Consider the following 26,847-nt stretch of genomic DNA (forward strand, 5'->3'; position numbering starts at 1 on the left):
ATGCGAACCCAACTCGGCAATCTGCCCGCCCGGCAGCACCTGCCGGCCGCGGGCACAGCTCCGGAACACCCGGCCGGGCCCGGTGCCCAGGCGGCCCCGGCCCTCGACGTCGTCATCCCCGTGTACAACGAGGAGAACGACCTGGAGCCCTGCGTCCGCCGCCTGCACGCGCATCTGTCGGGCACCTTCCCCTACCCCTTCCGGATCACCGTCGCCGACAACGCCAGTACGGACCTGACGTCCGCGGTGGCGAAGGCGCTGGCCGCCGAACTCCCCGAGGTCGAGTCCTTCAGGCTCGAACAGAAGGGCCGCGGAAGGGCGTTGAGGACGGTGTGGTCCGCCTCCGACGCGCCCGTGCTGGCGTACATGGACGTGGATCTGTCCACCGACCTCAACGCGCTGCTCCCGCTGGTCGCGCCGCTGATCTCCGGCCACTCCGACCTGGCGATCGGCTCGCGGCTCGCCCGCTCCTCGCGGGTGGTGCGCGGCGCGAAGCGGGAGTTCATCTCCCGCGCCTACAACCTGATACTGCGCGGCTCGCTGGCCGCGCGCTTCTCCGACGCGCAGTGCGGATTCAAGGCCATCAGGGGCGATGTCGCCCAGCGGCTGCTGCCGATGGTCGAGGACACCGGCTGGTTCTTCGACACCGAGATGCTGGTGCTCGCCGAACGCGCGGGCCTGCGCATCCACGAGGTGCCGGTCGACTGGGTCGACGACCCGGACAGCAGCGTCGACCTCGTCCGCACCGCCACCGACGACCTGCGCGGCGTCTGGCGGGTCGGCCGGGCCCTGGCCACCGGGCAGTTGGCGCTCGACCGGCTGCGGCGGCCCTTCGGGGACGACCCGCGCGACCGCGAACTCACCGGCGTGCCCGCCGGGTTGGCGCGGCAGCTCGTCGGCTTCTGCGTCGTCGGGGCGCTCAGCACGCTGGTCTACCTGGCGCTCTTCTCGCTCTTCCGGCTCGGCACCGGCTCCCAAGTGGCCAATGCCCTGGCGCTGTTGCTCTCCGCCTTCGGCAACACCGCCGCCAACCGGCGGCTCACCTTCGGCGTACGCGGGCGCGACCAGGCCGTACGCCACCAGGCGCAGGGCCTCGTCGTCTTCGCCATCGGCCTCGCCCTGACCAGCGGTTCACTGGCCGCCCTGCACGCGGCGACCGCCCACCCGGACCACGGCACGGAACTGGCCGTCCTGATCGCGGCGAACCTCGCGGCGACGGTGCTCAGATTCCTGCTCTTCCGGGCGTGGGTCTTCCCCGAGGGCGCGACCGGCGGCGCGGCCTTCCGCGACGGTGAGACGGTCACGGCGGCCTTCCGCGACGGTGAGACCGGCGGCGCGGCTTTCCGCGAAGGTGAGACGGCCACGGCGGCCTTCCGCGACGGTGAGACGGTCACCGGGGCCGGCCCCGTCTCGTACGAGGCCCGGTCCGCCGACCTCCCGGCCCACGAAACCCCTTCCGCCCGCGACGACTTGAGGAGGGCGCGATGAGCGCGCCGGGCAACACCACAGTGGACACGGACGTGTTCGGGCATCCGGTCGCGGAACCGGCGCCGCGGCCAGCGGGGCACCGGGGAGGGCTCGCGCGGCGGACCTGGCGGGGCCGGGCGGAGGACGCCGCCTGGGTGCGCCCCGCGTTCTTCGCGCTGCTGCTCGGCACCCTGGTCCTCTACCTGTGGAATCTGAGCGCCGCCGGATACGCCAACTCCTTCTACTCCGCGGCCGTCCAGGCCGGGAGCCAGAGCTGGAAGGCGTTCTTCTTCGGCTCCTCCGACGCCGCGAATTCCATCACCGTCGACAAGCCGCCCGCCGCGCTGTGGCCGATGGCCCTGTCGGTGCGGCTGTTCGGCCTCGGCTCCTGGCAGATCCTCGTGCCGGAGGCGCTGATGGGCGTCGCCACGGTCGGCGTGCTCTACGCGGCCGTACGCCGCCGGTTCAGCGCGGGCGCGGGCCTGATCGCGGGCGCCGTCCTGGCGCTCACCCCCGTCGCGGCGCTGATGTTCCGCTTCAACAACCCCGACGCGCTGCTGGCGTTGCTGATGGTCGTCGCCGTCTACGGCGTGCTGCGCGCGCTGGAGGACGCCCGGACGAAGTGGCTGCTGATCGCGGGCGTCGCGCTCGGCTTCGCCTTCCTCACCAAGACCCTCCAGGCGTGGCTGATCGTGCCGCCGCTCGCACTGGTCTACGCGGTCTGCGCGCCGACGACGCCGCGCCGCCGTATCGGCCAACTCCTCGCCGCGGGCGGTGCGATGGTGGTGTCCGGCGGCTGGTGGGTGACGATCGTCGAGTTGTGGCCGACGTCGTCCCGCCCGTACATCGGCGGCTCGCAGGACAACAGCTTCCTGTCGCTGACCTTCGGCTACAACGGCTTCGGCCGCATCACCGGCAACGAGACCGGCAGCGTCGGCGGAGGCGGCGGGGGCCGCGGTGGCGGCGGTGGCGGTGGCGGGATGTGGGGCGAGACCGGCATCGGGCGGCTCTTCAACTCCGAGATGGGCGGCCAGATCGCCTGGCTGCTGCCCGCGGCCTTCGTCCTGCTCGCCGCGGGACTGTGGCTGACCTGGCGCGCCAAGCGCACCGACACCGTCCGCGCGGCGTTCCTGGTGTGGGGCGGCGCGCTGCTGATCACCTTCGCGACCTTCAGCTTCATGTCCGGGATCTTCCACCAGTACTACAACATCGCCCTCGCCCCCTACATCGCCGCCGTCGTCGGCATGGGCACGGCACTGCTGTGGGCCCGGCGCACGCACATCGCCGCCGCGGCCGTGCTCGCCGTGACCGTCGCGGGCACCGGCGTGTGGTCGTACGTACTCCTCGACCGTTCCTCCGACTGGCTCCCGTGGCTGCGCGGCGCGGTCCTGATCGGCGGTTTCGTCGCCGCCGCGGGGCTGCTCGCGGGTGCGATGCCCGGGGTACGGGTCGCCGCCCGGCTCGGCGCGATCGCCGCGTTCGTCGGCGTCGCCGCGGCGCTCGGCGGGCCCGTCGCGTACACCCTCAACACCGTGAACACCGGCCACTCCGGCTCCATCGTGACCGCGGGGCCCGCCGTCCAGGGCGGCATGGGCGGCTTCGGCGGCGGCGGACGTCCCGGTGGCGGTGGCGGTGGCCGCGGCGGCATGCCGCCCGGCATGGGCGGCGGCCCCACCAACGGCCAGGGCCAGGGCCAAGGTCAGGGGCAGGGCATGCCCGGCGGCCAGAACGGGCAGACCGGCCAGGGCGGCCCCTTCGGCGGCGGCCAGAACGGCCAGACCGGCCAGGGCGGCCAGAACGGGCAGACCATGCCCGGCACCGGCCGCACCGGCCAGGACGGCGCCCCGGGCGTCCCCGGCGGCAACGGCGGCGGCATGGGCGGCCTGCTCAACGGCACCCAGGTCAGCTCCGCCATGAAGAAGCTGCTCCTCGCCGATTCCGGCGACTACACCTGGGTGGCCGCCGCGATCGGCTCCCAGAACCAGGCCAGCTACCAGCTCGCCACCGGAAAGCCGGTGATGTCCATCGGCGGCTTCAACGGCAGCGACCCCTCGCCCACCCTCGCCCAGTTCCAGAAGTACGTGGCCGAGGGGAAGATCCACTACTTCCTCGGCGGCGGCCAGGGCGGCGGCGGTGGCATGGGCGGCAGCGGTACCGCGTCCGCCATCACCACCTGGGTCGAGGCCCACTACACGGCCAAGACCGTGGGCGGCACGACGGTCTACGACCTGACCGCGCCCACGTCCTGACGCTCTCGTCCCCCGACCGCGCCGCGGCGGCGCCCCGCACACCCGGGGGCGCCGCCGCGGCGCATTCCTTTACGGCTTCGCAATCCACCCCATGTTTAGCTGAATCCGGCGCGACGGTTGCGACGGCCACGACGTGCCCCCACGCACGCCGTACGCCCCACGCACGCCGTACGCGGCACGCGTGCCGTGCGGCCTGCGCCCGGAGAGCATCGCGGCCGACGTGGTGCACGACGGCGACCCGACCGCCGCCCTGAGCGGCTGAGGGCAACGACCGCTCAGGGCACGGGAGTCGGAACCTCCGACGGGACGGGGAGTGCGCGCTACGCCAGCCGGGCCGGGAAGCCGCCGGTGGCGATGGGGCCCCACCGCTCCGGGGTGACGCGGATCAGGGACTTGCCCTGCCGCACCATCGCGGAGCGGTACTCGTCCCAGTCGGGGTGCTCGCCCGAGATGTTGCGGAAGTACTCGACCAGCGGCTCGACGGACTCGGGGCTGTCGATGACCTCGGCGGTGCCGTCGACCTGCACCCAGGGGCCGTTCCACTCGTCGGAGAGGATCACGACCGAGGCGCGCGGATCGCGGCGGGCGTTGCGCGTCTTGGCCCGCTCGGGGTAGGTCGACACGACGATCCGGCCGGAGTCGTCGACCCCGCAGGTGAGCGGGGACGCCTGCGGGCGGCCGTCGGAACGGGTGGTGAGCAGGATCGCGCGGTGCCGCGGGCGCACGAACTCCAGCAGCTCATCCAGCGTGACGGACGTATTCGTGGCGATGTTGGGAGCCATGCCAGCACCCTACGTCGGGCACCCGCGGATGCGGCCGCAGGCGCCTTCGGCCTTACGCCGAAACGGCGTCCGACGAGAGGGGGCGGGCCGCCGTGCCGTGACATCGGCTCCGGCGGCACGCCCTTCGTGCTGGGTCCCGGTGGACGGCCTCGGCCGTCCCCTGCTCCGGCCGTCCTCCGGGACCCGGTCCCGTCCGCCGCCCTGGACCTCTCCGCTGTGGGAACAGGACAGTCGGCCGGGAGTTCCTGCGGGCCGGGTGACCGGCCCTCCCGGTTACCGGGTCTGGTCGCCCGACCGGTCCCGGACGGCTTCCGCCTCGGGCGTACCCGTCTGGGTGGCGGCGATGTCCGCCGCGCCGGTCTCGGCCGCCGCCAGCTCCGCGACGGCGACTTCCGCCGCCCGGCCCGTACCCGCCTCAGCCTGCTGCAAACCGCTGCGGGTGCGCAGGGCGGTCTCCTTGACGAAGATCACCAGCAGGAAGGAGAGCAGGGCGAAGGGCGCGGCGTACAGGAAGACGTCGCCGATGCCGTGGCCGTACGCGCTCTCCACGATCCCCCTGACGGGGGCGGGCAGTTGCTCGACGTCCGGGATGCCGCCGCCGGTCCCGGCGCCGGTGATGTGGTGGTCGGCGAGGCCCGTGGTGACGAAGTGCGTGACGCGGTTGCCGAGCACCGCGCCGAGCGCGGTGACGCCGACCGCGCCGCCCAGCGAGCGGAAGAAGGTGACCAGGGAACTGGCCGAGCCGAGGTCCGCGACGGAGACCTGGTTCTGCACGGCGAGCACCAGATTCTGCATCATCATGCCGACGCCGAGGCCCAACAGGGCCATGTAAACGGCGACTTCCCAGTACGGGGTGTCGTTGCGGATCAGGCCGAGGGTCGCGGAACCCGCGGTGAGCAGGACCGCGCCGGAGACCAGGAACGCCTTCCAGCGGCCGGTGCGGGTGATGATCTGGCCGGAGACGGTCGAGGCGATGAACAGGCCGCCGATCAGCGGGATCGTCATGATGCCGGACATCGTCGGGGTCTTGCCGCGGGCGAGCTGGAAGTACTGGCTCAGGAAGACCGTGCCGGCGAACATCGCGATACCGACGAAGAGGCTCGCGATCGAGGTGAGGGTAATCGTCTTGTTGCGGAACAGCCGCAGCGGGACGATCGGTTCGGCCGCGCGGGTCTCGGTGTAGACGAACAGCGCGCCGAGCACGAGGGACAGCGGCACCATCACGTAGCTCTGCCAGGACACCCACGCGTAGCTCTCACCGGCGAGCGAGATCCACACCATCAGCAGCGAGACGGCCGCGGTGATCAGGAAGGCGCCGGTCCAGTCGATCCGCACCTTCCGCTTGACCACCGGCAGGTGCAGCGTCTTCTGGAGCACGACCAGCGCGGCGACGGCGAACGGCACACCGACGTAGAAGCACCAGCGCCAGCCGAGCGTGGAGTCGACGATGACACCGCCGATCAGCGGGCCGCCGACGGTCGCGATGGCGAAGGTCGCGCCGAGGTAGCCGCTGTAACGGCCGCGCTCCCGGGGCGAGATCATCGCGGCCATGATCACCTGCGACAGCGCGGACAGACCGCCCGCGCCGACGCCCTGGACCAGGCGGCAGGCGATCAGCATGCCGGGGTTGGTGGAGAAGCCGGCCACGATCGAGCCGACCACGTAGATCACCAGCGAGAGCTGGATCAGCAGCTTCTTGCTGAACAGGTCGGAGAGCTTGCCCCAGATCGGGGTGGTCGCGGTGACCGCGAGAAGCGAGGCGGTGACCACCCAGGTGTACGCGCTCTGCCCGCCGCCGATGTCGGCGAGTATGCGGGGCAGGGCGTTGGAGACGATCGTGGACGACAGGATCGCCACGAACAGGCCGAGCAGCAGCCCGGACAGCGCCTCCATGATCTGCCGGTGCGACATGGGCGCGGATTCCTGGCCGCCGTGGCCCGGTTCCGGTGCCTGCCCGTCCCGCTTGCCGGCCTGGGTTGTTGTTGCCATCTTCAGTCCTCTTCAGCCCGTCTGGGCGCGCGATATGTGGTGGGCGCCGCCGCGCGAGGCGGCGGAGCGGCAGTCGCCGAAGCTGTCACGCAGCCGGGCGAGCAGTTCGGAGAGCCGGGCCACGTCGGCGTCCGGCCAGTCGGCCAGATGGTCGGCGACCACGGCGGCGGCCCGGTCGGACGAGGACCGCAGTGTCCGCGTGCCGTGTTCGGTGAGCCGCAGCAGCCGTGAGCGGCGGTCCAGCGGGTCGGGGGCCCGGTCGATCCAGCCGCGCTCGACGCCGAAGGCGACATGACGGCTCGTCACGGACATGTCGACGTCGAGGAGTTCGGCGAGCCTGCTCATCCGCAGCTCGCCGTGGCGGTCGAGGGCGCCGAGCACCATGACCGCCGTGAGCGGGGTCTCGGGCGGCAGCCCCCGGGCGATCTCGCGGCTGACGACGAAGGTGGTGCGGAGCTGGTGTGCGAGTTCCACGCACTGCTCGCGGTCCGCCATCCGACGGTCACCTGTCCTTCCGCTGCGGGAGCTGCCTGTGAGTCCGCTGTGATCTTTGGTTGCCTGAAGCAACTGTAAAGTAGTTGGTTGTGCCAGACAAATTCTTTGCCCGGAATCGCGGCAAAGATTCAGCAAAGGAAACGCCTGTATCCGCCCAAGAGGTACGTGTCCGGGTTGCCTGAACGGCTCGGGCCGGAGGCCGTGTGGCCGCCGGGCGGGCCGGGGGTGCGGGCCCTTCCGTCGAGACGCTAGGGTCAGGCGGCATGTCGAACCCTGAGAACAACTACGACCCGGCCGGCAACACCCAGATGTTCCGTGCCTTCGTCGACGAGCAGCCGCCCGCCGCCGAGGTGCAGCGGGCGCAGGGCCGCAGCAAGGTCGGCCTCGTGATCGGTGTGATCGTGGCGGTGGCCGTGGTCATCGGAGTGGTCGCGCTCGCGATGCGCTGACCGCCCGGCCTGCCCGTCCCTACGCAGCAGGATGTGCCAACGGGGGCATATCGCCACGGATGTCCGTGGACAGGTCGGTAGACAGGTCGGTGGGCAGGTCCGTGGACGGGTCTTGACGGGTCCGTTGTCGGGGCTGTCCTTGGGTCCACGGGCGGATCGGGGGACAGACCGGGACCGGGTCGGCGCCAGGAGGCGCCGGTCAGGACAGCGTGACGTCCCTGGTCTCGATGTGCATGCCCAGCGGCACCCGCCAGGCGTCCACGCACAGGTCCCAGGAGGCGGTGCGCGACGCCCCGCCCGCCAGCGGCACCGGCACGGGCTTCGCCGTCTCCACGGTCGCCCAGTCGATGCCGAGCCCGCCGATGATGTGGGTGCCGAAGGTGACCGTGCCCGCCGTCACCGGCAGACCCCCGGCGTTGGTGAAGGTGACGGCGACCTTCTCGCACCAGCGGTCCGCGTCCGCCGTACGCGTGGGCGCGCTCACGGTGAGCCGCGCGGCCGTCGGCGGCGCCGTCGTGGCCCCGCCGGACCCGCCGCCCGAGCCCGTACCGCCCGAGCCCGTACCGCCCGAGCCCGTACCGCCCGGTCCCGTACCCCCTGAACCCGTACCGCCTGAACTCGTACCCCCTGAACCCGTACCGCCGCCCGTAGCCGAGCCCGGTCCCGTACCGGAGTCCGTGCCGCCGCCCGCTTGGGCTGTCGAGCCGCTGGCCGGTCCGCCGGGGGTCGTGGGGGTCCCGTGGGGCGAGGAGGGTGTCCGGGGCGCTCCGGAGGAGGGTGTACGCGGCCCCGTGCCGGTGTCCGTGCCCGAGGGCGTACGGGACGGCTTCGCGGCGCCGGGGGCCGGGCCGTCGAGCGGGACCAGGACCACGTCGCCGTCCGGGGGGACGTCGTGGGGAGCGCTCGGGGAGGGGCCGACGCCGCCGATCGCGACATGGCCGGTGGTGCCGCCGCCCGCGCAGCCGGTGGCCATGACGAGCAGGCCCAGCGCGGCGAGCGCCGGAGCCGTGGTGCGCAGCAGTGCTTGGGTCTTCCTCAACGCGACGTACGAGACCAACGCGACCATCACGTCAGTTTACTGACGGGGTGTCAGGTCGTCACCACCCCGTCAGTGCCACCTCATGCCTCTGCGGTGAGGCCGTCACGGAGCTGTGCGAGGGTGCGGGTCAGCAGCCGGGAGACGTGCATCTGGGAGATGCCGACCTCCTCGCCGATCTGCGACTGCGTCATGTTCGCGAAGAACCGCAGCATGATGATCTGCCGTTCGCGCGGCGGCAGTTGGGCCAGCAGCGGCTTGAGCGACTCGCGGTACTCGACGCCTTCGAGCGCGGTGTCCTCGTAGCCGAGGCGGTCCGCGAGGGTGCCCTCGCCGCCGTCGTCCTCGGGCGGCGGGGAGTCCAGCGAGCTGGCGGTGTACGCGTTGCCCACCGCGAGGCCGTCGACGACGTCCTCCTCCGACACCCCGAGGCAGACCGCCAGTTCGGCGACCGTCGGCGACCTGTCCAGCTTCTGGGAGAGGTCGTCGCTGGCCTTGGTGAGCGCCAGCCGCAGTTCCTGGAGGCGGCGCGGGACCCGGACCGACCAGGAGGTGTCGCGGAAGAATCGCTTCACCTCACCGACGATCGTCGGCATCGCGAAGGTCGGGAACTCCACCCCGCGCTCGCAGTCGAAGCGGTCGATCGCCTTGATCAGGCCGATCGTGCCGACCTGGACGATGTCCTCCATCGGCTCGTTCCGACTGCGGAAGCGAGCGGCTGCGTACCGCACGAGTGGCAGATTCAGCTCGATGAGCGTGTCACGTACATAGGTGCGTTCCGGGCTGTCCACCGGCAGTTCCGCGAGGCGCAGGAACAGCGATCGGGACAGCGTGCGGGTGTCGATGGCCTCGCCGTGAAGAGCATCGTGCGGTGCGGTCGCCGTGTCGGGCTTGAGCACCTTGGGACTGCCCACCTGTACGGACATGCCACCCCCTTGAGGTCGCGGACGGGTGTCGCGAGCGACGGTTGTTCCTCCACTGGAATACCGGAGGCCGGCTCGCGACAAACGCGGTACCCGCAGAATGTCACATGTCGGCAACACGCTGTAGCGCCATGTCGACATATCTGTGCAGGTGACTTAATCCTCTTCAGCTACGCTTCGAGCTGGTTTGCGGACCTCAGTCGCGCGAAGCTCCGGGACAGCAGACGGGACACGTGCATCTGCGAAACCCCCAGTTCCGCACTGATCTGGGACTGCGTCAGGTTGCCGAAGTAGCGGAGCAGCAGGATGCGCCGCTCCCGCTCGGGAAGCTGGACCAGAAGATGGCGGACGAGGTCGCGGTGCTCGACCCCGGACAGCGCCGGGTCCTCGTAGCCGAGCCGGTCGAGCAGCCCCGGCGCCCCGTCGCCCTCCTGCGCCGCCTCCAGTGAGGTCGCGTGGTAGGCGCGGCCCGCCTCCAGGCACGCCAGCACCTCCTCCTCGGCGAGCTTGAGCCGCTCGGCGATCTCGGCCGTCGTCGGCGACCTGCCGTGCAGCACGGTCAGGTCCTCGATCGCGCCGCTCACCTGGACCCACAGCTCGTGCAGGCGACGCGGCACGTGCACGGTCCGCACGTTGTCCCTGAAGTAACGTTTGATCTCGCCGACGACGGTCGGCATCGCGAAGGTCGGGAACTGCACGCCGCGCTCCGGGTCGAACCGGTCGATCGCGTTGATCAGGCCGATCGTGCCGACCTGGACCACGTCCTCCATCGGTTCGTTGCGGCTCCTGAAGCGGGCCGCCGCGTAGCGCACCAGCGGCAGATTCACCTCGATCAGCGCGGCCCGCACCCGTGCGTGCTCGGGGGTGCCGGGCTCCAGCTTGGTGATCTGCTCGAAGAGCACCTGGGTGAGCGCTCTCGCGTCCGCCGCGTTGGCACTGGGCGTACGGGTTCTGCCTCGGGGATACGTTGTTGACGCCGTATGGGCCGACACCGGCACACCACACCCCTTATCGGTCCACTCATCCGGCAAAAGCGGTCATAGCATCACAATTCATGTCCGCTTTGTGCAAGCACCGCATATTGCCGTGTTGTACGAACCGGCGGCCCGGAAGTCCCCCGTCCGGCGGTGTGAATCCGGAGCGAAGGGTGCGCGGAGGTGGCGCGCGAGGGGGCTCAAAGGGCGCGAAAACGCCCCCCACCGGTCGGCGGGGGGCGCGTGAACGCTCGTCGTGCGCTCGGCCGGGAGGTCAGATCTCCAGGTCCGCGATCACCCAGGTGGCGAACTCCGACCAGAGCGCGACGGCCGCCCGGTGCTCCGGGTGTTCGAGATACGCCGTCAGCGCCGCCGCGTCCGCGACGGTGGAATTGATGGCGAAGTCATAGGCGATCGGGCGGTCCGTGATGTTCCAGCCGCACTCCCAGGAGAGCGTTTCCGGCACCTTCTCGCCGAGCTCGGCGAAGGCCCGCGCGCCCGCCTGGACACGCGGTTCGTCCTGCCGCACGCCCTCGTTGAGCCTGAACAGGACCAGATGCCGGATCATGGGACTCCCTCGCCGCCGGCATGCCGCCGCGTGCCGCTGGGTACTGGTGGTGCGCCGCCGGAGCGGCCGGGACGGCCCGCCGGTCAGTTGGCCAGGTCGTGCATGAACTTCCCGATGCTCTTCGCGGCGTTCGATATGCCCTGGAAGCCTACCTGGACGAGATCAGCGGCTCGGGCCGGCTGATTGATGATCGTGTAGAGGATGAAGATCACCAGTACGTACATGGTGATCTTCTTCGCCTGCGCCATGCGCCTTTGCCCTCCCCAGCCCGCAGCCCGCACCGACGGTCACAAGTGTGCAATCACGGAAGTCTATCCATCAGATGGCGTAATCAGACGGCCTGTTGTCCCAATCATCCTCTTAGAAGATGAAGGTCGGGCTCGGGTTCGTGGCAGGTCCGGAGCGTGGGATCGGCCTGTCGGCACCGCTTGCCGCCGCTTGCCGCGGCTTACCGCCCCTTGACCTCGCTTTGCCGTCGCTTTGTTTCCGGCCGCCCGCCGTCACGTCCTGCGGTGCCGGAGCAGCAGCCATGTGCCGCCCGCCGCCGCCAGCAGCACCACCAGGGCGGACCCGCCGGCGATCTCCGTGCCGGTCAGCCGGGCGCCCGGCCCCGAGGCGGCGGGCGCGCCCGTACCCGGTCCCGCCGTCGTGGCGTCCGCGGCCGACGCCGCGCCCCTGCTCGTACCGCTGCTCGTACCCGTGGTCGTACCGCTACTGGTACCCGTGGTCGTACCGCTCGCCGTACCGCCCGACGCGCCTTCCGGGAGCGGGGTCCGGCGGCCGGGCGTCACTCGTACCGGCACGGTCTTCGCGACCGAGCCGTCCGCGTTCAGCAGCACCGCGCGCTGCTGGGGCCGGGCGAAGTCGAACATCGGGTCGAGCGGGTGCGCGGTCGCGTCGAAGGAGCCGTCGCCGATCCGGCCCGTACCCCAGTTGTCCTCGATGAAGCGCAGGACGGACGACTGGGTGGTCAGCGCGTGCTCGACGTGATCGCGCCGGGTGTAAGGGGACACGACCAGCAGCGGCAGCCGGGGTCCCGGACCGCAGCGGTCGAGGTAGCCGCCCGCGGCGGGCGGCCCGTCGGCGCACATCGCGGTGTCCGCGCCCGCGTCGGTGGAGCCGTTGGTGATCGCGGCGGCGACTTGGTCGTACCAGCCGTCGGAGTCGTCGTACGCCACGATCACCGCCGTGCTCGCCCACTGCGGCGACCGCTGGACCGCGTTGATCTCGCGGACCAGGAAGTGCTGCTCGTCCAGCGGGTCGGAGTAGCCCGCGTGCCCGTCCTGGTACTCGGCCGCCTTCAGGAACGACACCGCGGGCAGATTCCCGGCCGCGAGCGCCGTGTCGAAGTCGGTCAGGTCGTACTGGTGGTTGGCCCGGTCCTGGCGGCCGATCATCGCGGCGGACGTCGGCGGCAGGTGGTGCGGATTCGCCGTCGACTCGTAGTACTGGAACGGCTCGTGGTGCGGCGAGTAGTCCACCGACGCGTTGCCGCCGACATTGGCGTGGGTCGCGCCGCAGACCGCCGTGCCGCCCGGCGAGGACGTCGGCGCGAAGCCGCCCTGGAACCAGCCCCAGGTCACGCCCTTGTCGTTGAGCAGGTCCCCGACGTTGCGGCCGCGCATCGCGGTGAGCTGGCCGCTCGCGGTGTGGTTGTTGTCCGAGCAGTCGTCGTACGCCGGGTCCGGGTCGGTGACGACCGTGCCGACCCCGGTCGTCGGGTCGGGGCTGCGTACGGTCGTGGACCGCTCCACCGGGACCTGCTCGCCGGTCTTCGGGTCGATCGAGACGCCGCCGTGCGTCTGCCCGGAGACCAGGCCGAGCGCGCCGGGCGTGGAGGGGCCGAAGACGTCGCCGAAGCTGTTGTCGCCCAGCGTGTAGTTCTGGGCGTAGTTCCACAGCGCGGTGACGGTGTTCCCGTCGAAGTAGTCCATCGTCAGGCCCGGACTCCCGTACAGCCCCGAGCACTTGTCGCTGCTCGTGTGCTGCACGAATTGGTCCATCGCGCCGCCGTCGTACGCCTGCTGCTCGGGCGTGTAGCTGTGGTTCTGGTCGCAGGTGAGCGCCTGCGACGGGCTCAGGCGGCGCGGCTGGTACTGGTTCGGGTTGTGCGTCAGCAGCCGGGAGCCGTCGCTGAGCAGATTCACCGGGGCCGGGGTGCCGGGGGCGGCCGTGAAGCGCGTGCCGTCGGTGTTCGCGGCCTTCGGATACGTACCGAAGTAGTGGTCGAAGGAGACGTTCTCGTCGAAGATGACCACGACGTGTTTGACCGGCGTGGCCGTCGCGGCCTCGGGTCCCGGAGCGCCGGACGCCCCGGACGCCCCCGGCGCCACGGCCAGCACGGCGGCGGCGGTCAGGGCCGTCGCGGCCAGCGCGATCCGCCCGCGGTGGGCGTGTCCGCGGTGCGCGTACCCCTGGTGTACGTGTCCCTGGTGTGCGTGTCCCTGGTGTACGTGTCCGCGCCGGACCCGCCCTCGGCTTCTCGTCCGCTCAGCCAGGTCCATGCTCCCGATCCCACCTTCGCTCTCGTGCCGCCCACACCAGACATATCAGGACACACCGACCGTCGCGCCGCCTTCGCCAATCCGCCCTTCGGTGAACGCGACCCCGACTCCCTACGAACGTACGGAGTCCGCCCCCCAAGGGGAACGCCCCCGCCCGCCCCGGACGCCCCCCGCGCGACGAGATCAGGCCACCCCGGCCAGCCCCGCGAGGTAGGTCGCGTTGAGAGACGGTTTGACGTATTGACGGGATGATGGTGTCATTGCGTCATGTTGTATGAAACGCCTGGCCTGGACGACGTGGATGAGCGGGTCCTCGGTGAGATCGAGGGGATGCGCGACCGGCTCCGGCTCCACCTGCGGACGCCGCGCCGTTGGGAGGGGCAGCTCCGCCGCAATCTGACAGCGCGGGCGATCGCCGGCTCGAACACGATCGAGGGATACGCGGCGAGCGTCGCCGATGTCGAAGACATCATGCTCGGCGAGGCGCCGATCGAGGCCGACCAGACGGTCTCCGCCGAGATCGAGGGCTACCGGCAGGCCATGACGTACATCCAGCGACTGACGGACGCCGGGCCGGACTTCGCCTACGGCAAGGGTCTGCTCAACGGTCTGCACTTCATGATGCAAGGCCACCACCTGCTCAAACGTCCGGGCTGGTGGAGGTCCGGTGCGGTGTACGTGACCTCACCCGAGGACCCGACCATCGCGGCCTACACCGCGCCTGACGCCGACTCGGTGCCGGATCTCATCGCGGAACTGGTCGTCTGGCTCAACGAGGGCGACCTGGAAGCGCCCGCTCTGGTGCGAGCCGCGATGGCGCACCTCAATCTCGTCGCGATCCACCCCTGGGCGGACGGAAACGGCCGGATGTCCCGCGCGCTCCAGACCTTGGTCCTGGCGCGGGAAGGGATCGTCGCGCCGGAGTTCTCCAGTATTGAGGAGTGGCTGGGCCGGGCCCGCAACACCTATCGCTACTACGACGTACTGGCGGAGGTCGGCGGCCCGGTTTGGACGCCGGACCGGGACACCCGCGCCTGGGTCCGGTTCTGCCTGCGCGCCCACCATCAACAGGCCCAGGCCGTACAGCGGCAGGTCGAGACCACCCGCACGGTGTGGTCCGCGCTTGAGGAGGCCGTCGAGCGACAAGGGCTGCCCGAGCGCACGCTGTACGCCCTGTACCCGGCCCTGATGGGAAACCGGGTCCGGCGGGCGACGTACCAGGCGGACGCGGAGTTGAGCGAGCAGCAGGCCCAACGTGACATCCGTGAACTCGTCAGGGCGGGATGGCTGTCGGCCCACGGTGAAGCGCAGGGGCGCTACTACGCACAGGGCCCCGGGGTGCCGGAGGAGATCGTTCGCGGAGTACGTGATCCGCGACCGCTCATCGAGCCGTACTCCGCGACGTGAGGCCCGCGAGGTAGGTCGTGATCGCTTCAGGGGGCCAGGTGTGGGCTTCGCGGAGGCCCGCGGCGAGGTGGGCGAGGTAGGCGGGGGACGGGGGGACCGGCCGGGCGTCGGGGGCGTGCCAGGGGGCGGTGAAGGTGAGGAGGGGGTGGGTTTCGAGGTCGCCGAGGTGGAGGAGGGTTTCGTAGCGGCCGGGGCCGAGGCGGTCGCGGCCCTCGGCGAGGACCCGGGTGAGGTCGAGGTCGTGGCCGGGGGCGGCGTACATCTCCTGGGCGGCGATGTCCGAGAACTGACCGAGGGTCAGGAGGTGGGCGCGGGCCCAGGCGCGACCGGGGGCCAGCGGGTCGTAGAAGGCGCGTCCGCCGTGCCAGACCGGCGACCAGGTGGCGAAGTACACCGTCCCCGGCAGCTCGATCCCCACCGAGCGCTCCGGCATCCGCGGATCGCGGCAACCGGGATACGTACGCCCGCCGCCGTCCGCGGTGTCCTGGGCCGTGCCGCCCGTCAGGTAGCAACGCAGGCGCGCCAGCGACATGTTGGAGCCGTACGACACGTACCAGACCAGGCGCTCCGACGTGGCGGGCATCGGTTACGGGCGGGGGGTCGTCGGTTCCGTCGCGGGCAGGCCGCGCGGGAGGACATCGGGGAAGAGGCCGAACCGCGGTTCGCCGTCGCCGGGTTCGAGGGCCTGGGGATTGTGCCGGTGCGGGCGCGAGGCGCGGGTCGCGTCACCCGGCACCGCGAGGAATTCGTCGTGCGTCGACCACCCCGGCCACCGCGGCGCGCCCGGCGCCGCGCCTTCGCCGGTCGTGGCATACACGGGGGAGGGCATGGCTCCGATTCTACCGGGGGAGCGGGCCGGGTTTATTGAGTAACCGCTGGTCACTGAAGAGGTGAGGCTCGGGAGCAGTGATGTCCCAGCTTCCTACTGCTGTTGTCGATGACTCCGTTCGCGGAAACGGGTTCCGACTCAATCGCCGCGCGCGGAGCTCAGCAGTGGTCCTCGACGTAGAGCATGCGGTGTCCCGGCTCGGCGCGGAACTCGTGAGCCAGGTAGCGGCCGGTCGACCATGTTCCGCCGGGGCCCATGTACTCGTCTTTGATCCGGTCCCAGAGCAGGGGACGTTCGGCCGCCGTCGTGAGCCGGGGGCTCATACCGCCCATGTCTCCCCAGAAGACAAGTGTGGTGGCGTCCTTGACCAGCCGACGGACGATGCGCAGGTCAAGCCGCTTGCGATGAAGAATCCAGCTCGTCCCTTCGTCGTCAAGGAGGGTCAGGGGTCCGCTCAGACTGTCGGGGCTGGCGGAAAAAGACTGCATACGTCGATTCTTCCATGCGCCTTCACCGCGGCGACGTCGGCGAAGGCCGCCAAGGCGTCTGGGAAGTCGAACCTGTCCAGGCTGCCACCGACGGCGGCGAGGAACTCGGCTCCGAGAGTCGTGCCGATGCCCGGGACGCTCAGCACGATGTCAGCGAGCTCGTGCTCGCGAAACCGGTCCTCGATGAGCTTGTCCAGCTCGACAACATGCTCGTTGAGGGCCATCGCCAGCCGAGTGACCCCGGCACGGCGGATCGCATGCGGAGTCTGGCAGCCCGTCAGCAGCCTGAGTGGGCCGGTGTTGGCCATGTCCAGGGCCCTCTCCAGGGCCGGGAACATGGACAGCGGGGTGCCGCGCAGGCGGTTGACCACGCGGGTGAGGACCTCCTGGCCGTGGCTGACCAGCAGCGCCAGCAGCAGCGCGGGCTCACCGCTGGTCACCCCTGGGCGACCCAACCCTACGAATGGCTCGATCAACCCGATCAAGAAGGTAGAGCCGTTTGGGGGGGGCGACAGGCGCGCGGCGCGGCTTGGGAGCCATGCGCTCATGGATCGTTGTTCTTCGGCCGGTCCCGGAACGCCGCAGGCCGGGGCAAGTCCGCCTTGGCGATGGCCGCGGTGGCATGCAGACTCGCAGGAGCAACCGCGTCAGTCGGTTGCAGGCGCTTCACTGGCTCGGGTGCCGGTTGAACCCACCGTACGGAGGAGTCGTGACCGAAGCAGCGGACCCGCAGGTCTACGCACGTATGCGGAAGATCGCGGAGGAGCTCTGGCCGCTGGCGGACCGCTTGCAAGGGGCTTGGGCGATCGAGATCGGAGCTGCCGGGGTCGTCGTGATGATGAGCCCGGTCAACCGCCACGAGGCCATCGCCACCCGCGTCGTCCGCCAGCTGAACGCTCAGCTCCCGGCCACGCATCCGGACCGTGACATCGTCGCCCAGTCAGGTGCCGAAGTGGAGCACCCGGCGGTGGGGCGGATGCGCCGACCGGACGCCGTCGTCCTCCCGCTCGACATCCTGGAAGAGCCGAAACCGACAGTCGACCCCGCTGACCTGCTCGCGGTGGTCGAGGTGGTCTCCGAGTCCAACCCGGACAACGACTACGTCGAGAAGGCCGCCGACTACCCCGCGATGGGCATCCCGCTCTACCTGCTCATCGACCCTCGCAAGGGTCTCGTCTTCACCTACGCCGACCCCGCCCCCGGCTCCAGCGGCCCGCACTACTCCACCGTGCTCCCCTACGTCTTCGGCGACCAGGTCCCCTTCGGCCCCTGGACCATCGACACCAGCGACTTCAAGCGCTACGACGACGAGTAACGGCCACGAAGGGTTCCCCGGCGAACGGCCCTCCGACGAACACGTTGAGGGGCCCGACCGCAGTGCGGTCGGGCCCCTCAACTTCGCTGTTCATGGCGGTAGCGGTGGGATTTGAACCCACGGAGGAGTTGCCCCCTCACACGCTTTCGAGGCGTGCTCCTTAGGCCGCTCGGACACGCTACCGAGAGAGATCCTAGCCCACGCGGGGGGGTGGTCAGAAATCGGTTGTACGGAAGAAGCGGGTGAGGAGGGCGGCGGAGGGGGTGGGGAGGACGTCGGGGATGACTTCGGGGCGGTGGTTGAGGCGGCGGTCGCGGACCACGTCCCAGAGGGAACCGGCGGCGCCCGCCTTGTCGTCGGCGGCGCCGTAGACGACGCGGTCGAGCCGGGAGAGGACGATCGCGCCCGCGCACATGGTGCACGGTTCGAGGGTGACCGCGAGGGTGCAGCCGGTCAGGCGCCAGCCGCCGACGGAGGCGGCGGCGCGGCGGATGGCGAGGACCTCGGCGTGGGCGGTCGGGTCGCCGGTGGCCTCGCGCTCGTTGCGGGCACGGGACAGCACCGTGCCGTCGGGGGCCAGCACGACCGCGCCCACCGGTACGTCACCGGTGAGCGGGGCCTGTGCCGCCTCTTCAAGGGCCAGCCGCATCGCGGCGACCCAGGGGTCCTTCAGAGGGTCTGTCAGCGGACCGCCTCCAGCACGTCCCCGCACCCCAGCGCGTCGGCGATCTCGCCGAGCGCCTCACCGGTCAGCGCGCCGTCACCGCTGAGCGCCAGCAGTTCCCTGGTGCTCATGCCGAGATCCGTGAGGATGTCGGTTTCGCCGAGCGGACCGGTCGGCACATGGTCTTCCGAGGGGCCCGCCACGGCGTCCTCGGTCTCGTCGTCCTCGCCGTCCTCGGTGCCGTCGAGGTCCACGAGTTCGTCCAGGTCCTCGGGGTCGCGGCCCAGCACTTCGTCGGTGAGCAGGATCTCCCCGTACGAACTGCGGGCGGCGGCAGCCGCGTCGGACACATAGATCCTGGGATCCTCTTCACCGTCCACACGGATGACGCCGAACCAGGCGTCCTCCTGTTCGATGAAGACCAGAACCGTTTCCTCCTCGTCGCCGGCCGCGCGGGCCAGATCGCTCAGATCGGCGAGGGTTTCCACATCGTCGAGATCGGGTTCGCTCGCTTGCCAACCGTCCTCGGTGCGCGCGAGCAGTGCGGCGAAGTACACCGTGACTCTCCCACAGGGTCTCAGGCCGTCCGGACCGGATGGGGGCCGCTTTCGACTTCCGTTGGCCCCACCCACTCGGCATCGTGGCAGAAACCGGGGCGTTGCGAAGGGTCTTCTGCACCGCGACGTGCCAGGTCTTCGTCACTTCTCTGGAAAGTCCGGCCATCGTGGGCCCGGAACGGTCACCCGTACGGTACTGATCCGTCACGCTGTGTACGCGGCGCGTACGCGGCGTATACGTGATCCGTACCCGGTCACCCGCGCGGCGCGGTCACCAACGGAAGGTGCGCATCCGCATTTGCTGACGGAGCCGGGCGACCCGGGCGCGTCGCGGCTGGACCCGCTCGCGCAGCTCCTTTGCCTCGTTCAGCTCCCGCAGGAACAGCGCGCGCTTGCGGCGCCGCTCGATGTCCGTGTCGCGGGCGGGGGAACGGCCGGGAGACCGGTCGGCAGTACGGTCCGCGGATCGGTCGGCAGTACGGTCCGCAGATCGGTCCGCAGATCGGTCCGCAGCGTCGGCGGGGGCGCCGTCGGTGGCGCGATCCGGAGTGCGGTCGGTGCGATCCGCGTCACGGTCGATGGCTCGGTCGGTTGCTCGCTCGGCTGCTCGGTCGGGCTCCGGCATCTCGGGCACCATCCCTGGGGCTCGCTTCACCCGGAAGGCACACCGGGCGTATCTGGCCAGTTTCCCTCGTTCGCGCCGTTTACCCCACGCCAGGCGCAGAAGGTGCGCGGAGCCGGGCTGCTCATCGCACTGGCGACGCGCCCCCCACCCGGCGGATACAGTCATATTCATGCGTCTCCATGTTGTCGACCACCCGCTGGTCGCGCACAAGCTCACCACCCTGCGCGACGAGCGCACCGACTCGCCGACGTTCCGGCGGCTCGCCGACGAGCTGGTCACCCTGCTCGCCTACGAGGCCACCCGCGACGTGCGGACCGAGCAGGTCGACATCCGCACCCCGGTCGGCCCGACCACCGGGGTCAGGCTCTCCTACCCGCGCCCCCTCGTGGTGCCGATCCTGCGCGCCGGGCTCGGCATGCTCGACGGCATGGTGCGGCTGCTGCCCACCGCCGAGGTCGGCTTCCTCGGCATGGTCCGCGACGAGGAGACGCTGGAGGCGGCGACGTACGCCACCCGTATGCCGGAGGACCTGTCGGGACGGCAGGTGTACGTGGTCGACCCGATGCTGGCGACAGGCGGCACTCTGGTGGCGGCGATCGACCTGCTGATCGACCGCGGCGCCGACGACGTCACCGCGCTGTGCCTGCTGGCCGCGCCCGAGGGCGTCGAGTCGATGGAGCGCGCCCTGGCGGGCAAGCCGGTCACCGTGGTCACGGCCGCGGTCGACGAGCGGCTGAACGAGCGCGGCTACATCGTGCCCGGCCTCGGCGACGCGGGCGACCGGATGTACGGCACGGTGAGCTGACAATCGGCCCGGCCCGACCCGGCGTGTCGCGGACGCCCCGGAAGGGCTGAACGGTCAGGGCGGGCTGAACGGTCCGGACACCCTGAACGCTGTCCGGCCGCTGATCCGACAAGCGGAGGGGCGGGACCTGGCTCAGGTCCCGCCCCTCTCGCACATACGCTGTCGGCCGCCACGAAGGCAGTCACCCGCGCCAAGCCACCCGCGCCAAGCCACCCGCGCAAGCGCCACCCGCCAAGGCGGCGCCCGCCGCGGCGGCTAGTGCTTCGCCGGCGCGCCCGCCTTCGTCGTGGCCCCCGTCTTGCCGGGGGCGCCCCCCGACGCGCTCGGGCTCGGCGTCACGCACACCGGCTTCGGCGGCGGCGGGTTCGCCGCCACGATCCGGGCCTTCGCCACGTCGGTCGGACCGGAAAGCGCCGTGAAGGCCGTGCCGATCATCACATCGACGGTCTTGTCGGTCCGCTTGGGGTCGATCTTCACGGTCGAGCCCGCCACCTGGGTGCCCGCCGTGCGGGCCGCCGCCTCGCCCGCGGGCCCGGCGACGATCAGCGCGGACTCGCCGACCTTCTTGTCGTACGGGTCGGGCGCGTTGCCGAATTTGTTGACCTTGAAGCCGCGCTTGGCCAGCTCGTCGGCCGTGGTCTTGGCCAGACCGCCCTTGGCGGTGGCGTTGAAGACGTTCAGCGTGACGCCCGCGGGCTGCGGCAGCGGGGCCGGTTTACCCGTGGGGGCGGTGGGGGCCACGGTGACGCAGGGGCGGTTCTGCGGTGCCGCGTTCGCCTTCGTGTCGCCGTTGTCGTCCCCGCGGAAGACATGGACGAGTTGCAGCGCCCCGTAACCGAAGAGGCCGAGCACGACGACCGAGGCGAGCACGGCGGTGACGACACGGCCGCGGCGGCGCGGGCGGCGCATCCTCGGGTACTGCTTGCCGGTGACCCGGTACTTCCCGCCCATACCGGAGGGGGTCAGCATGCTCATGAGCGCAGCGTAAGCGGATTGTCAGTCCATCTCCAGGACCCGGGCGTGGAGCACCTGGCGCTGCTGGAGCGCGGCGCGTACCGCCCGGTGGAGTCCGTCCTCGAGATAGAGGTCGCCCCGCCATTTCACGACATGGGCGAAGAGGTCGCCGTAAAAGGTGGAATCCTCGGCGAGAAGTGTCTCCAGGTCGAGCTGTCCCTTGGTGGTCACCAACTGGTCCAGCCGCACGGGACGTGGGGCGACGTCGGCCCACTCGCGCGTACTCACCCGGCCGTGGTCCGGGTACGGCCGCCCGTTTCCGATGCGCTTGAAGATCACACGGAAAGCCTACCGGCCCGGCTTGTCCGGGCGCAGCACCGCTGCCGGGGTGCGATGGTGGCAAAAGCCTCATCGTCGTATGAATCGGGAGCATGTGATGACCGATCCCCAGCCGAATAGTTCCGCCGGTGAGGCCGTCACGGGTGAGGCGGCCGTGACACCGGGGTCGACTCCCGCACCGTCCGGGCCGACAGCCCCACCGTCCGGGCCATCAGCGGCGCCGTCCGGGCCGACACTGCCGTCCCCCGCCGCCGACATCGCCCGCGGCTACGCCTTCACCGGCCCCGCGCTGGACCTCGGCGCGCTGCTCTGGGAGGGCGAGTGCCACCCCGACGCGCCGGTCCGCATCCCGCTCGGCATGCTCAACCGGCACGGCCTGGTGGCGGGCGCCACCGGCACCGGCAAGACCAAGACGCTCCAGCTCATCGCGGAACAGCTCTCCGCGCAGGGCGTCCCGGTCTTCCTGGCGGACGTGAAAGGCGACATCTCCGGCGTGTCGGCGCCGGGCCAACCGGGTGAGAAGGTCCAGCGGCGGGCGGCGGAAGTCGGCCAGAACTGGACGGCCACCGGCTTCCCGGCCGAGTTCTACGCGCTGGGCGGCCTCGGCCCCGGCATCCCGGTACGGGCGACCGTCACCGCCTTCGGCCCCGTCCTGATGTCCAAGGTGCTCGGCCTGAACACCACGCAGGAGCAGTCGCTCGGCCTGATCTTCCACTACGCCGACACCAAGGGCCTCGAGCTGTACGACCTCAAGGACCTGCGGGCCGTCATCGCCTTCCTGACCTCCGACGCGGGCAAGCCGGAGCTGAAGGAGATCGGCGGGATCTCGTCGGCGACGGCCGGGGTGCTGATGCGGACCCTGACGGCCTTCGAGGCGCAGGGCGCCGCCGCGTTCTTCGGCGAGCCGGAATTCGACACGAGCGAGCTGCTGCGTACGGCGTCCGACGGGCGCGGGCTGGTCTCCGTGCTGGAGCTGCCCGCCGTGCAGGACAAGCCGCAGCTCTTCTCGACCTTCCTGATGTGGCTGCTCGCCGACCTCTTCCAGGACCTGCCCGAGGTCGGCGACCTCGACCGGCCGAAACTGGTCTTCTTCTTCGACGAGGCGCACCTGCTCTTCAACGGCGCCTCGAAGGCGTTCCTCGACGCGATCACCCAGACCGTACGGCTGATCCGCTCCAAGGGCGTCGGCGTCTTCTTCGTCACGCAGACGCCCAAGGACGTCCCCGGCGACGTGCTCGCCCAGCTCGGCAACCGTGTCCAGCACGCCCTGCGCGCCTTCACGCCCGACGACGCCAAGGCGCTGCGCGCCACCGTCTCCACCTTCCCCAACTCCGCTTACGACCTGGGCGAGTTGTTCACCTCGCTCGGCACCGGCGAGGCCGTCGTCACCGTCCTCAGCGAGAACGGCGCGCCGACGCCGGTGGCCGCCACCCGGCTGCGCGCCCCCGAGTCGCTGATGGGTCCCGTGGACGCGGCCGTGCTCGACTCCGCCGTCAAGTCCTCGCCGCTGTACGGGCGGTACGCCGAGGCGGTCGACCGCGAGTCCGCCTACGAGAAGCTGGCCGCCGCCGAAGCGGCTTCCGCCGCGCGGGCCGAAGCCGCCGAGAGCGCGCCCAAGGCCGCCCCGGAGAGCGGCCGTTCCGCCGCCAAGGGCGCCGCCGCCGACGCCGGAATCGTCGAACAGGTCGTCCACAGCGGCGCGTTCAAGTCCCTCGCCCGCTCCATGGGCACGCAGCTCGGCCGCGAGATCAGCCGCTCGCTGTTCGGCGTCCGCAAGCGGTAGCGACGCCAGGGGACATGGCGGCGGCGACGCTCACGGGCGCAGCGGGCGGCTCCATGCCTGGCGGGGGCCGTGGGTGTCGCCGAGGTAGGTCCACTCCCAGGCGCGCAGGGCGTGGACGGCGTCGGCGTCGGGCGCGGTGAGGACGGTGACGAGGGCCGCGTCGCTGCGCAGCAGGAGCTGGTCGAGCAGACCGGTCGCGATGCCCTGCCTGCGGTAGGCGGGCACGACCATCAGCTCGGCGAGCGCGAAGACCTGTCCCGAGGCGGTGAGCTCCTCGATGTCCGTGCCGTCGGGCCCCGCGCCGTCGGTGCCCGCGACCGTGAAGTCCCGCCACCAGCCGTCGGCGCGGTCGAGGACGTAGCCGTACGCGACCCCGGTCAGCCGCCGCTCGCTGGCCACGATCATGTCGAAGCCGGGCCGCTGCGTGGCCTCGGCGAAGCGCCCCAGGAAATCCTCCCGGTCGTGGAATTCCTGGCCCGGCACACCTCGGTACGCCTCGACGTAGACATCCGCGACGGCCTCGCGCTGCTGCTCCGCCTGCCATCTGGACATGCGGCGCGTGAAGACCTCGGCCACGTGTTCCCTCCCCCATCGGCCCCGTGTCCCGGCGGTCCGGAACGGTGACCTTCCATCATCGTCCCAGACACCCCGGACGGAGTAGGGTGAACGGACCGAGGGCATTCCGTACACCGGCACTCAAGTCGGCGTCGTTCGCGGTGAGCGACGGTGCCGGACCCGTTCCAGCGGGCCCGTGGACGGATTTGTTCCATGCTCTCCTCTCAGGATTCCGCACACCCCTCGGCGGTCCGTACGGCCCCGCGGCCCCCTCCCGCGCCCCCCGCGCCGCGGCTCTCGCTGTCGCCCGGCGTCAGCGCCCTGCGGATCGGTTCGGCCGAGCTCGGCCACGGACCGGGGCCGCTGGACGGCGCCTGGTGGCCCAAGTCCCGTGACCTCTCCCTCGAACTGCCGTCCCTGGTCGGCGCGTTGGACCTGCTGTGGGGACGGATCACCCGGGTCACCGTCAACCCCCTGTACTGGCCGACCGTGCCGAAGAAGGTGCCGGTCGCCGGGCACGTGGTGCATGTCGGCTGGTTCGTCGAGGAGCAGGACCCGCACAAGCTGCTGGTGCTCTCGTACCGTACGGGCCGCTGGGATCTGCTGATCGTCCCGCCGCAGACTCCGGCGGCGACGGCGGCCCGGCTTATGGCGGCGGCGGCGGACCCGGCCAATGTCCGTACCGCGAGCGAATTGATGGCCCAGGCCGACCCCGACCGCGGCGCGGACGCCGCCTGGGAGGCCGAGGGCGGTCCCGCGGGGCTGGCCCGGCCGGAGCGGGCGGCCTGATGCCCCCGCGCGAGAACGAGTCGGGTGAGCCGCGCGCGGCCGGTGCGGGGACGGGGGCCGATCCGCGCATGGCGGGTACGGCCGGGCCGCCGCGGGGCCGTACCGGGGCCGGGCGCGACGACGCGGGGCGGGACGCGGCGGCGGCCACCGGCTCGGGCTCGGGCTCCGGCTCCGGCTCCGGCTCCGGCGGCGCGGAGCGGGCGCTGCCCGCGCCCGGCTTCGCCGAGGTCAGCATCGTGGCCGCGACCCCGGAGGCGGCCCGCAGGATCGCGCAGGTGCTGCGCTTCCGCTTCGCCGCGACCGAGCAGCCGCCGCCGGGCCGCCCGGTGGTGGACGAGGACGGCGGCACCCGGCTGCGGCTGACCGTGGACACCGTCCACTTCCCCGACGCGGGCCCCTTCCAGCTCCGCCTGGTCGGCGGCGAGGAGCGCGTACGGGACGGCACCGGGACGGCCGAGGTCACGGGCGTGACCGGCGTCACCGAGGCCGCCCAGGACCCGGACACCGCCCAGGACCCGGACGTCAGCCGAGGCACGGACGTCACCGAGGGGACCGCCGCCGCCGACGTACCGCCGCCCGTACGTCCGCCGTCGCCGCCCCGCCCGCCGCGGCCCGCCCCGAACACGCGCTTGGCACCACCCACCACCCCGGACGAACCGTCCGGAGACAGGCCGACACCATGACGATCACCACCGCGACCGAGACACCGCCGCCGCTGCCCGCCTGCGCCCTGCCGGTCTGGGACGGGCCGCCCGCCCGGCTGTCCCTGATCCACCCGGGCGGCAGCCCCGTACGGATCGACGGCGCCTGGTGGCCGCGGACCCGTGACGTGACCAAGGAACTGCCGCCGCTGCTCGCCGCGTTGAACGGCCGCTGGGGCCGGATCACCGACATCACCCTCGACGCGGCGAACTGGCTCGACGGGCCCTCCGCCCTGCTGCTCGGCGGTCACACCCTCCGTATCCACCGCTCCACCACCACCGGCCACCGCGACTCGGTGTGCCTGCTCTGCCGGGGCGTCGGCCGCTGCGACCTGCTCGTCGTCCCGCCCGAGACCCCGGAGCGCCAGGCCCGTCAGCTCCTCACCACCTCGACGGTCCCCGTACGCGGCTGACCGGGCCCGCCCCTAGACCGCTCGCGCGTACCCGTCCAGCGCGTCCCGTACATGGCGGGACATCGTGGCGCTGCCCTTGTGGCCCGCGTCGTCCACGACGGTGAGGGTGGCCTGCGGCCAGGCGGCGGCGAGGTGCCAGGCGGTGTCGAGCGGCGAGCTGAGGTCGAGGCGGCCGTGGAGCAGGGTGGCGGGGATGCCCCGCAGCAGGGGCGCGTCGCGCAGGAGGGCGCCCTCTTCGAGCCAGGCGCCGTGCGAGAAGTAGCGGGCGCAGATCCGGACCATGGCGAGCCGGGCGGCGGAGGGGCGGTCGCTGTACGGGCGGGCGGAGCCGCTGGGCTCCAGGGAGAGCACCGCGTCCTCCCACGCGCACCAGTCGGCGGTGGCCCTGGCCCGTACGGCCGGATCGGGGTCCTCGGTGAGGCGCGCGTACGCGGCGACGAGCCCGCCCGCGATGCCGCCCGCCGTATCGGACGCCATGCCGGTCGCTATGCCGGGCGCCGTACGTGACCCCGTGCCGGTCGCTATGCCGGACGCCGTGCCGGGCGCCGTGCGTGACCCCGTGCCGTCGGACGCCGGACCGGCCGCCGCGCGGAAGGCCGCCCACTGTTCGGGGAAGAAGCGGCCGACGCCCCGGTAGAGCCAGTCGATCTCCCCTCTGCGGGTGGTCGTGACGCCGTTGATGACGATCTCCGAGACCCGCTCGGGGTGCCGCTGCGCGTACGCCAGGATCAGCGTCGAGCCCCAGGAGCCGCCCGTCAGCAGCCAGCGGTCGATGCCGAGGTGGACGCGCAGGCGTTCCATGTCGGCGATCAGGTGGTCGGTGGTGTTGTGGGTGAGGTCGGTCGCCGGGTCGCTCGCGTGCGGCGTACTGCGCCCGCAGCCGCGCTGGTCGAACAGCACCGCCCGGTACCGCTCCGGGTCGAAGTCCTGCCGGTGCGACGGCCTGCACCCCGAGCCGGGGCCGCCGTGCACGACGAGCGCCGGCTTGCCCTCGGGGTTGCCGCAGGTCTCCCAGTACACGAGGTTCCCGTCGCCGACATCGAGCATGCCCCGGTCGTACGGCTCGATCGGCGGGTGGCTCCGCTGCGCCTCGGTCATGGCGGTCCGTTCCTCTCGACGGGCGCGACGCCTCAACCGTCGAAGCGCCGGGCGGCTAATCTAACAGCGCTGTTATATCAGCCCGCGCC

At 71.6% G+C, this 26,847-nt stretch carries 29 protein-coding genes, 1 tRNA gene and 2 pseudogenes; 11 read left to right on the forward strand and 21 right to left on the reverse strand.

The window, feature by feature from the left end; translation table 11 throughout:
- From ACIO6U_RS12675 to ACIO6U_RS12685, 3 genes are all read left to right on the forward strand, one after another.
- Positions 1-1,488, forward strand: coding sequence for a glycosyltransferase (locus ACIO6U_RS12675; RefSeq protein ID WP_401718187.1), 1,488 nt, complete (start codon positions 1-3; stop codon positions 1,486-1,488).
- Positions 1,485-3,716, forward strand: coding sequence for an ArnT family glycosyltransferase (locus tag ACIO6U_RS12680; protein ID WP_401718189.1), 2,232 nt, complete (start codon positions 1,485-1,487; stop codon positions 3,714-3,716). Before ACIO6U_RS12675 ends, ACIO6U_RS12680 begins: the two co-directional genes overlap by 4 nt.
- A gap of 133 nt (positions 3,717-3,849) precedes the next feature.
- Complete coding sequence (locus ACIO6U_RS12685; protein ID WP_401718192.1) at positions 3,850-3,978, forward strand: hypothetical protein; 129 nt, start codon at positions 3,850-3,852, stop codon at positions 3,976-3,978.
- Between the two features lie 58 nt (positions 3,979-4,036).
- Here ACIO6U_RS12685 and ACIO6U_RS12690 read toward each other — a convergent pair whose 3' ends face one another.
- The 3 genes and pseudogenes from ACIO6U_RS12690 to ACIO6U_RS12700 form a co-directional block, all read right to left on the reverse strand.
- Positions 4,037-4,498 (reverse strand): TIGR03618 family F420-dependent PPOX class oxidoreductase, encoded by a 462-nt coding sequence (locus tag ACIO6U_RS12690; RefSeq protein WP_391042297.1) that lies wholly within the window; start codon positions 4,496-4,498, stop codon positions 4,037-4,039.
- A gap of 303 nt (positions 4,499-4,801) precedes the next feature.
- A pseudogene (locus ACIO6U_RS12695) lies at positions 4,802-6,487 on the reverse strand (MDR family MFS transporter); the annotation flags it as partial.
- A gap of 12 nt (positions 6,488-6,499) precedes the next feature.
- Complete coding sequence (locus ACIO6U_RS12700) at positions 6,500-6,982, reverse strand: MarR family winged helix-turn-helix transcriptional regulator (RefSeq protein ID WP_355336535.1); 483 nt, start codon at positions 6,980-6,982, stop codon at positions 6,500-6,502.
- Positions 6,983-7,245: 263 nt separating this feature from the next.
- Here ACIO6U_RS12700 and ACIO6U_RS12705 point away from each other — a divergent pair, with 263 nt between their 5' ends.
- Positions 7,246-7,431 carry a hypothetical protein gene (locus ACIO6U_RS12705; RefSeq protein ID WP_355336534.1) on the forward strand — a complete coding sequence of 62 codons (186 nt, stop codon included), beginning with the start codon at positions 7,246-7,248 and terminating at the stop codon, positions 7,429-7,431.
- 199 nt (positions 7,432-7,630) lie between these two features.
- On the opposite strand, the gene ACIO6U_RS12710 is transcribed toward ACIO6U_RS12705, so the two are convergent.
- The 6 genes from ACIO6U_RS12710 to ACIO6U_RS12735 form a co-directional block, all read right to left on the reverse strand.
- The gene (locus tag ACIO6U_RS12710) at positions 7,631-8,497 is read right to left on the reverse strand and encodes a hypothetical protein (protein WP_401718196.1); all 867 of its coding nucleotides are present in this window, start codon (positions 8,495-8,497) and stop codon (positions 7,631-7,633) included.
- Positions 8,498-8,550: 53 nt separating this feature from the next.
- Positions 8,551-9,393, reverse strand: a complete 843-nt coding sequence (locus tag ACIO6U_RS12715) for an RNA polymerase sigma factor SigF (RefSeq protein ID WP_093712083.1) — start codon at positions 9,391-9,393, stop codon at positions 8,551-8,553.
- 167 nt (positions 9,394-9,560) lie between these two features.
- Complete coding sequence (locus ACIO6U_RS12720) at positions 9,561-10,382, reverse strand: SigB/SigF/SigG family RNA polymerase sigma factor (RefSeq protein ID WP_391042301.1); 822 nt, start codon at positions 10,380-10,382, stop codon at positions 9,561-9,563.
- Positions 10,383-10,638: 256 nt separating this feature from the next.
- Positions 10,639-10,932, reverse strand: a complete 294-nt coding sequence (locus ACIO6U_RS12725) for a Dabb family protein (RefSeq protein ID WP_355336532.1) — start codon at positions 10,930-10,932, stop codon at positions 10,639-10,641.
- An 83-nt stretch (positions 10,933-11,015) separates the two neighbouring features.
- A complete protein-coding gene (locus ACIO6U_RS12730) occupies positions 11,016-11,180 on the reverse strand; it encodes a hypothetical protein (RefSeq protein ID WP_188284483.1) in 165 nt (54 codons plus the stop codon).
- Between the two features lie 252 nt (positions 11,181-11,432).
- A complete protein-coding gene (locus ACIO6U_RS12735; protein WP_401718201.1) occupies positions 11,433-13,436 on the reverse strand; it encodes a phospholipase C in 2,004 nt (667 codons plus the stop codon).
- Between the two features lie 267 nt (positions 13,437-13,703).
- Here ACIO6U_RS12735 and ACIO6U_RS12740 point away from each other — a divergent pair, with 267 nt between their 5' ends.
- A complete protein-coding gene (locus ACIO6U_RS12740; RefSeq protein WP_355336530.1) occupies positions 13,704-14,843 on the forward strand; it encodes a Fic family protein in 1,140 nt (379 codons plus the stop codon).
- Here the strand turns inward: ACIO6U_RS12740 and ACIO6U_RS12745 are convergent.
- The 4 genes and pseudogenes from ACIO6U_RS12745 to ACIO6U_RS12760 all read right to left on the reverse strand — a co-directional run.
- A complete protein-coding gene (locus tag ACIO6U_RS12745; RefSeq protein ID WP_401718204.1) occupies positions 14,818-15,426 on the reverse strand; it encodes a histone deacetylase in 609 nt (202 codons plus the stop codon). The two genes, ACIO6U_RS12740 and ACIO6U_RS12745, sit on opposite strands and share 26 nt — an antisense overlap.
- A gap of 3 nt (positions 15,427-15,429) precedes the next feature.
- A complete protein-coding gene (locus tag ACIO6U_RS12750) occupies positions 15,430-15,672 on the reverse strand; it encodes a hypothetical protein (RefSeq protein WP_401718207.1) in 243 nt (80 codons plus the stop codon).
- A 158-nt stretch (positions 15,673-15,830) separates the two neighbouring features.
- Positions 15,831-16,160, reverse strand: a complete 330-nt coding sequence (locus ACIO6U_RS12755; RefSeq protein ID WP_355336527.1) for a hypothetical protein — start codon at positions 16,158-16,160, stop codon at positions 15,831-15,833.
- Between the two features lie 29 nt (positions 16,161-16,189).
- Positions 16,190-16,600, reverse strand: a pseudogene (locus tag ACIO6U_RS12760) (transposase); the annotation flags it as partial.
- A gap of 269 nt (positions 16,601-16,869) precedes the next feature.
- Here ACIO6U_RS12760 and ACIO6U_RS12765 point away from each other — a divergent pair.
- On the forward strand, positions 16,870-17,475 hold the full coding sequence (locus tag ACIO6U_RS12765; RefSeq protein WP_355336526.1) for a Uma2 family endonuclease: 606 nt from the start codon (positions 16,870-16,872) through the stop codon (positions 17,473-17,475).
- 93 nt (positions 17,476-17,568) lie between these two features.
- Here ACIO6U_RS12765 and ACIO6U_RS12770 read toward each other — a convergent pair.
- The 4 genes from ACIO6U_RS12770 to ACIO6U_RS12785 form a co-directional block, all read right to left on the reverse strand.
- Positions 17,569-17,658: transfer RNA gene (locus ACIO6U_RS12770), tRNA-Ser, on the reverse strand.
- A 31-nt stretch (positions 17,659-17,689) separates the two neighbouring features.
- Positions 17,690-18,124: a nucleoside deaminase gene (locus ACIO6U_RS12775; RefSeq protein ID WP_355336525.1), complete on the reverse strand. Its 435-nt coding sequence runs from the start codon at positions 18,122-18,124 to the stop codon at positions 17,690-17,692.
- A 32-nt stretch (positions 18,125-18,156) separates the two neighbouring features.
- Entirely contained in the window at positions 18,157-18,696 is a 540-nt protein-coding gene (locus tag ACIO6U_RS12780; RefSeq protein WP_355336524.1) for a hypothetical protein, read from the reverse strand.
- Between the two features lie 271 nt (positions 18,697-18,967).
- The gene (locus ACIO6U_RS12785; RefSeq protein ID WP_401718545.1) at positions 18,968-19,276 is read right to left on the reverse strand and encodes a hypothetical protein; all 309 of its coding nucleotides are present in this window, start codon (positions 19,274-19,276) and stop codon (positions 18,968-18,970) included.
- A 214-nt stretch (positions 19,277-19,490) separates the two neighbouring features.
- Here ACIO6U_RS12785 and upp point away from each other — a divergent pair, with 214 nt between their 5' ends.
- Entirely contained in the window at positions 19,491-20,126 is a 636-nt protein-coding gene (gene upp, locus ACIO6U_RS12790; protein ID WP_355336522.1) for a uracil phosphoribosyltransferase, read from the forward strand.
- 255 nt (positions 20,127-20,381) lie between these two features.
- Here the strand turns inward: upp and ACIO6U_RS12795 are convergent, their stop codons facing one another.
- Both ACIO6U_RS12795 and ACIO6U_RS12800 read right to left on the reverse strand, forming a co-directional pair.
- A complete protein-coding gene (locus tag ACIO6U_RS12795; RefSeq protein WP_391042312.1) occupies positions 20,382-21,101 on the reverse strand; it encodes a LytR C-terminal domain-containing protein in 720 nt (239 codons plus the stop codon).
- 21 nt (positions 21,102-21,122) lie between these two features.
- Positions 21,123-21,419, reverse strand: a complete 297-nt coding sequence (locus tag ACIO6U_RS12800) for a type II toxin-antitoxin system VapB family antitoxin (protein WP_188284476.1) — start codon at positions 21,417-21,419, stop codon at positions 21,123-21,125.
- Between the two features lie 97 nt (positions 21,420-21,516).
- Here ACIO6U_RS12800 and ACIO6U_RS12805 point away from each other — a divergent pair, with 97 nt between their 5' ends.
- Positions 21,517-23,202: a helicase HerA-like domain-containing protein gene (locus tag ACIO6U_RS12805; protein WP_401718213.1), complete on the forward strand. Its 1,686-nt coding sequence runs from the start codon at positions 21,517-21,519 to the stop codon at positions 23,200-23,202.
- 30 nt (positions 23,203-23,232) lie between these two features.
- Here the strand turns inward: ACIO6U_RS12805 and ACIO6U_RS12810 are convergent, their stop codons facing one another.
- Entirely contained in the window at positions 23,233-23,754 is a 522-nt protein-coding gene (locus tag ACIO6U_RS12810) for a GNAT family N-acetyltransferase (RefSeq protein ID WP_355336519.1), read from the reverse strand.
- Between the two features lie 216 nt (positions 23,755-23,970).
- Here ACIO6U_RS12810 and ACIO6U_RS12815 point away from each other — a divergent pair, with 216 nt between their 5' ends.
- From ACIO6U_RS12815 to ACIO6U_RS12825, 3 genes are read left to right on the forward strand one after another with little or no spacing between them, the layout of a single operon-like run.
- Positions 23,971-24,546, forward strand: a complete 576-nt coding sequence (locus ACIO6U_RS12815) for a DUF5994 family protein (protein WP_401718216.1) — start codon at positions 23,971-23,973, stop codon at positions 24,544-24,546.
- A complete protein-coding gene (locus ACIO6U_RS12820) occupies positions 24,546-25,229 on the forward strand; it encodes a hypothetical protein (protein WP_401718219.1) in 684 nt (227 codons plus the stop codon). Before ACIO6U_RS12815 ends, ACIO6U_RS12820 begins: the two co-directional genes overlap by 1 nt.
- Positions 25,226-25,660 carry a DUF5994 family protein gene (locus ACIO6U_RS12825; RefSeq protein WP_355336516.1) on the forward strand — a complete coding sequence of 145 codons (435 nt, stop codon included), beginning with the start codon at positions 25,226-25,228 and terminating at the stop codon, positions 25,658-25,660. The genes ACIO6U_RS12820 and ACIO6U_RS12825 overlap by 4 nt, the downstream gene beginning before the upstream one ends.
- Before the next feature lie 12 nt (positions 25,661-25,672).
- Here ACIO6U_RS12825 and ACIO6U_RS12830 read toward each other — a convergent pair whose 3' ends face one another.
- Complete coding sequence (locus ACIO6U_RS12830) at positions 25,673-26,758, reverse strand: alpha/beta fold hydrolase (RefSeq protein WP_401718222.1); 1,086 nt, start codon at positions 26,756-26,758, stop codon at positions 25,673-25,675.
- Positions 26,759-26,847: the final 89 nt, after the last annotated feature.

It is taken from the genome of Streptomyces sp. NPDC087422 (assembly GCF_044744145.1).
GTDB lineage: Bacteria > Actinomycetota > Actinomycetes > Streptomycetales > Streptomycetaceae > Actinacidiphila.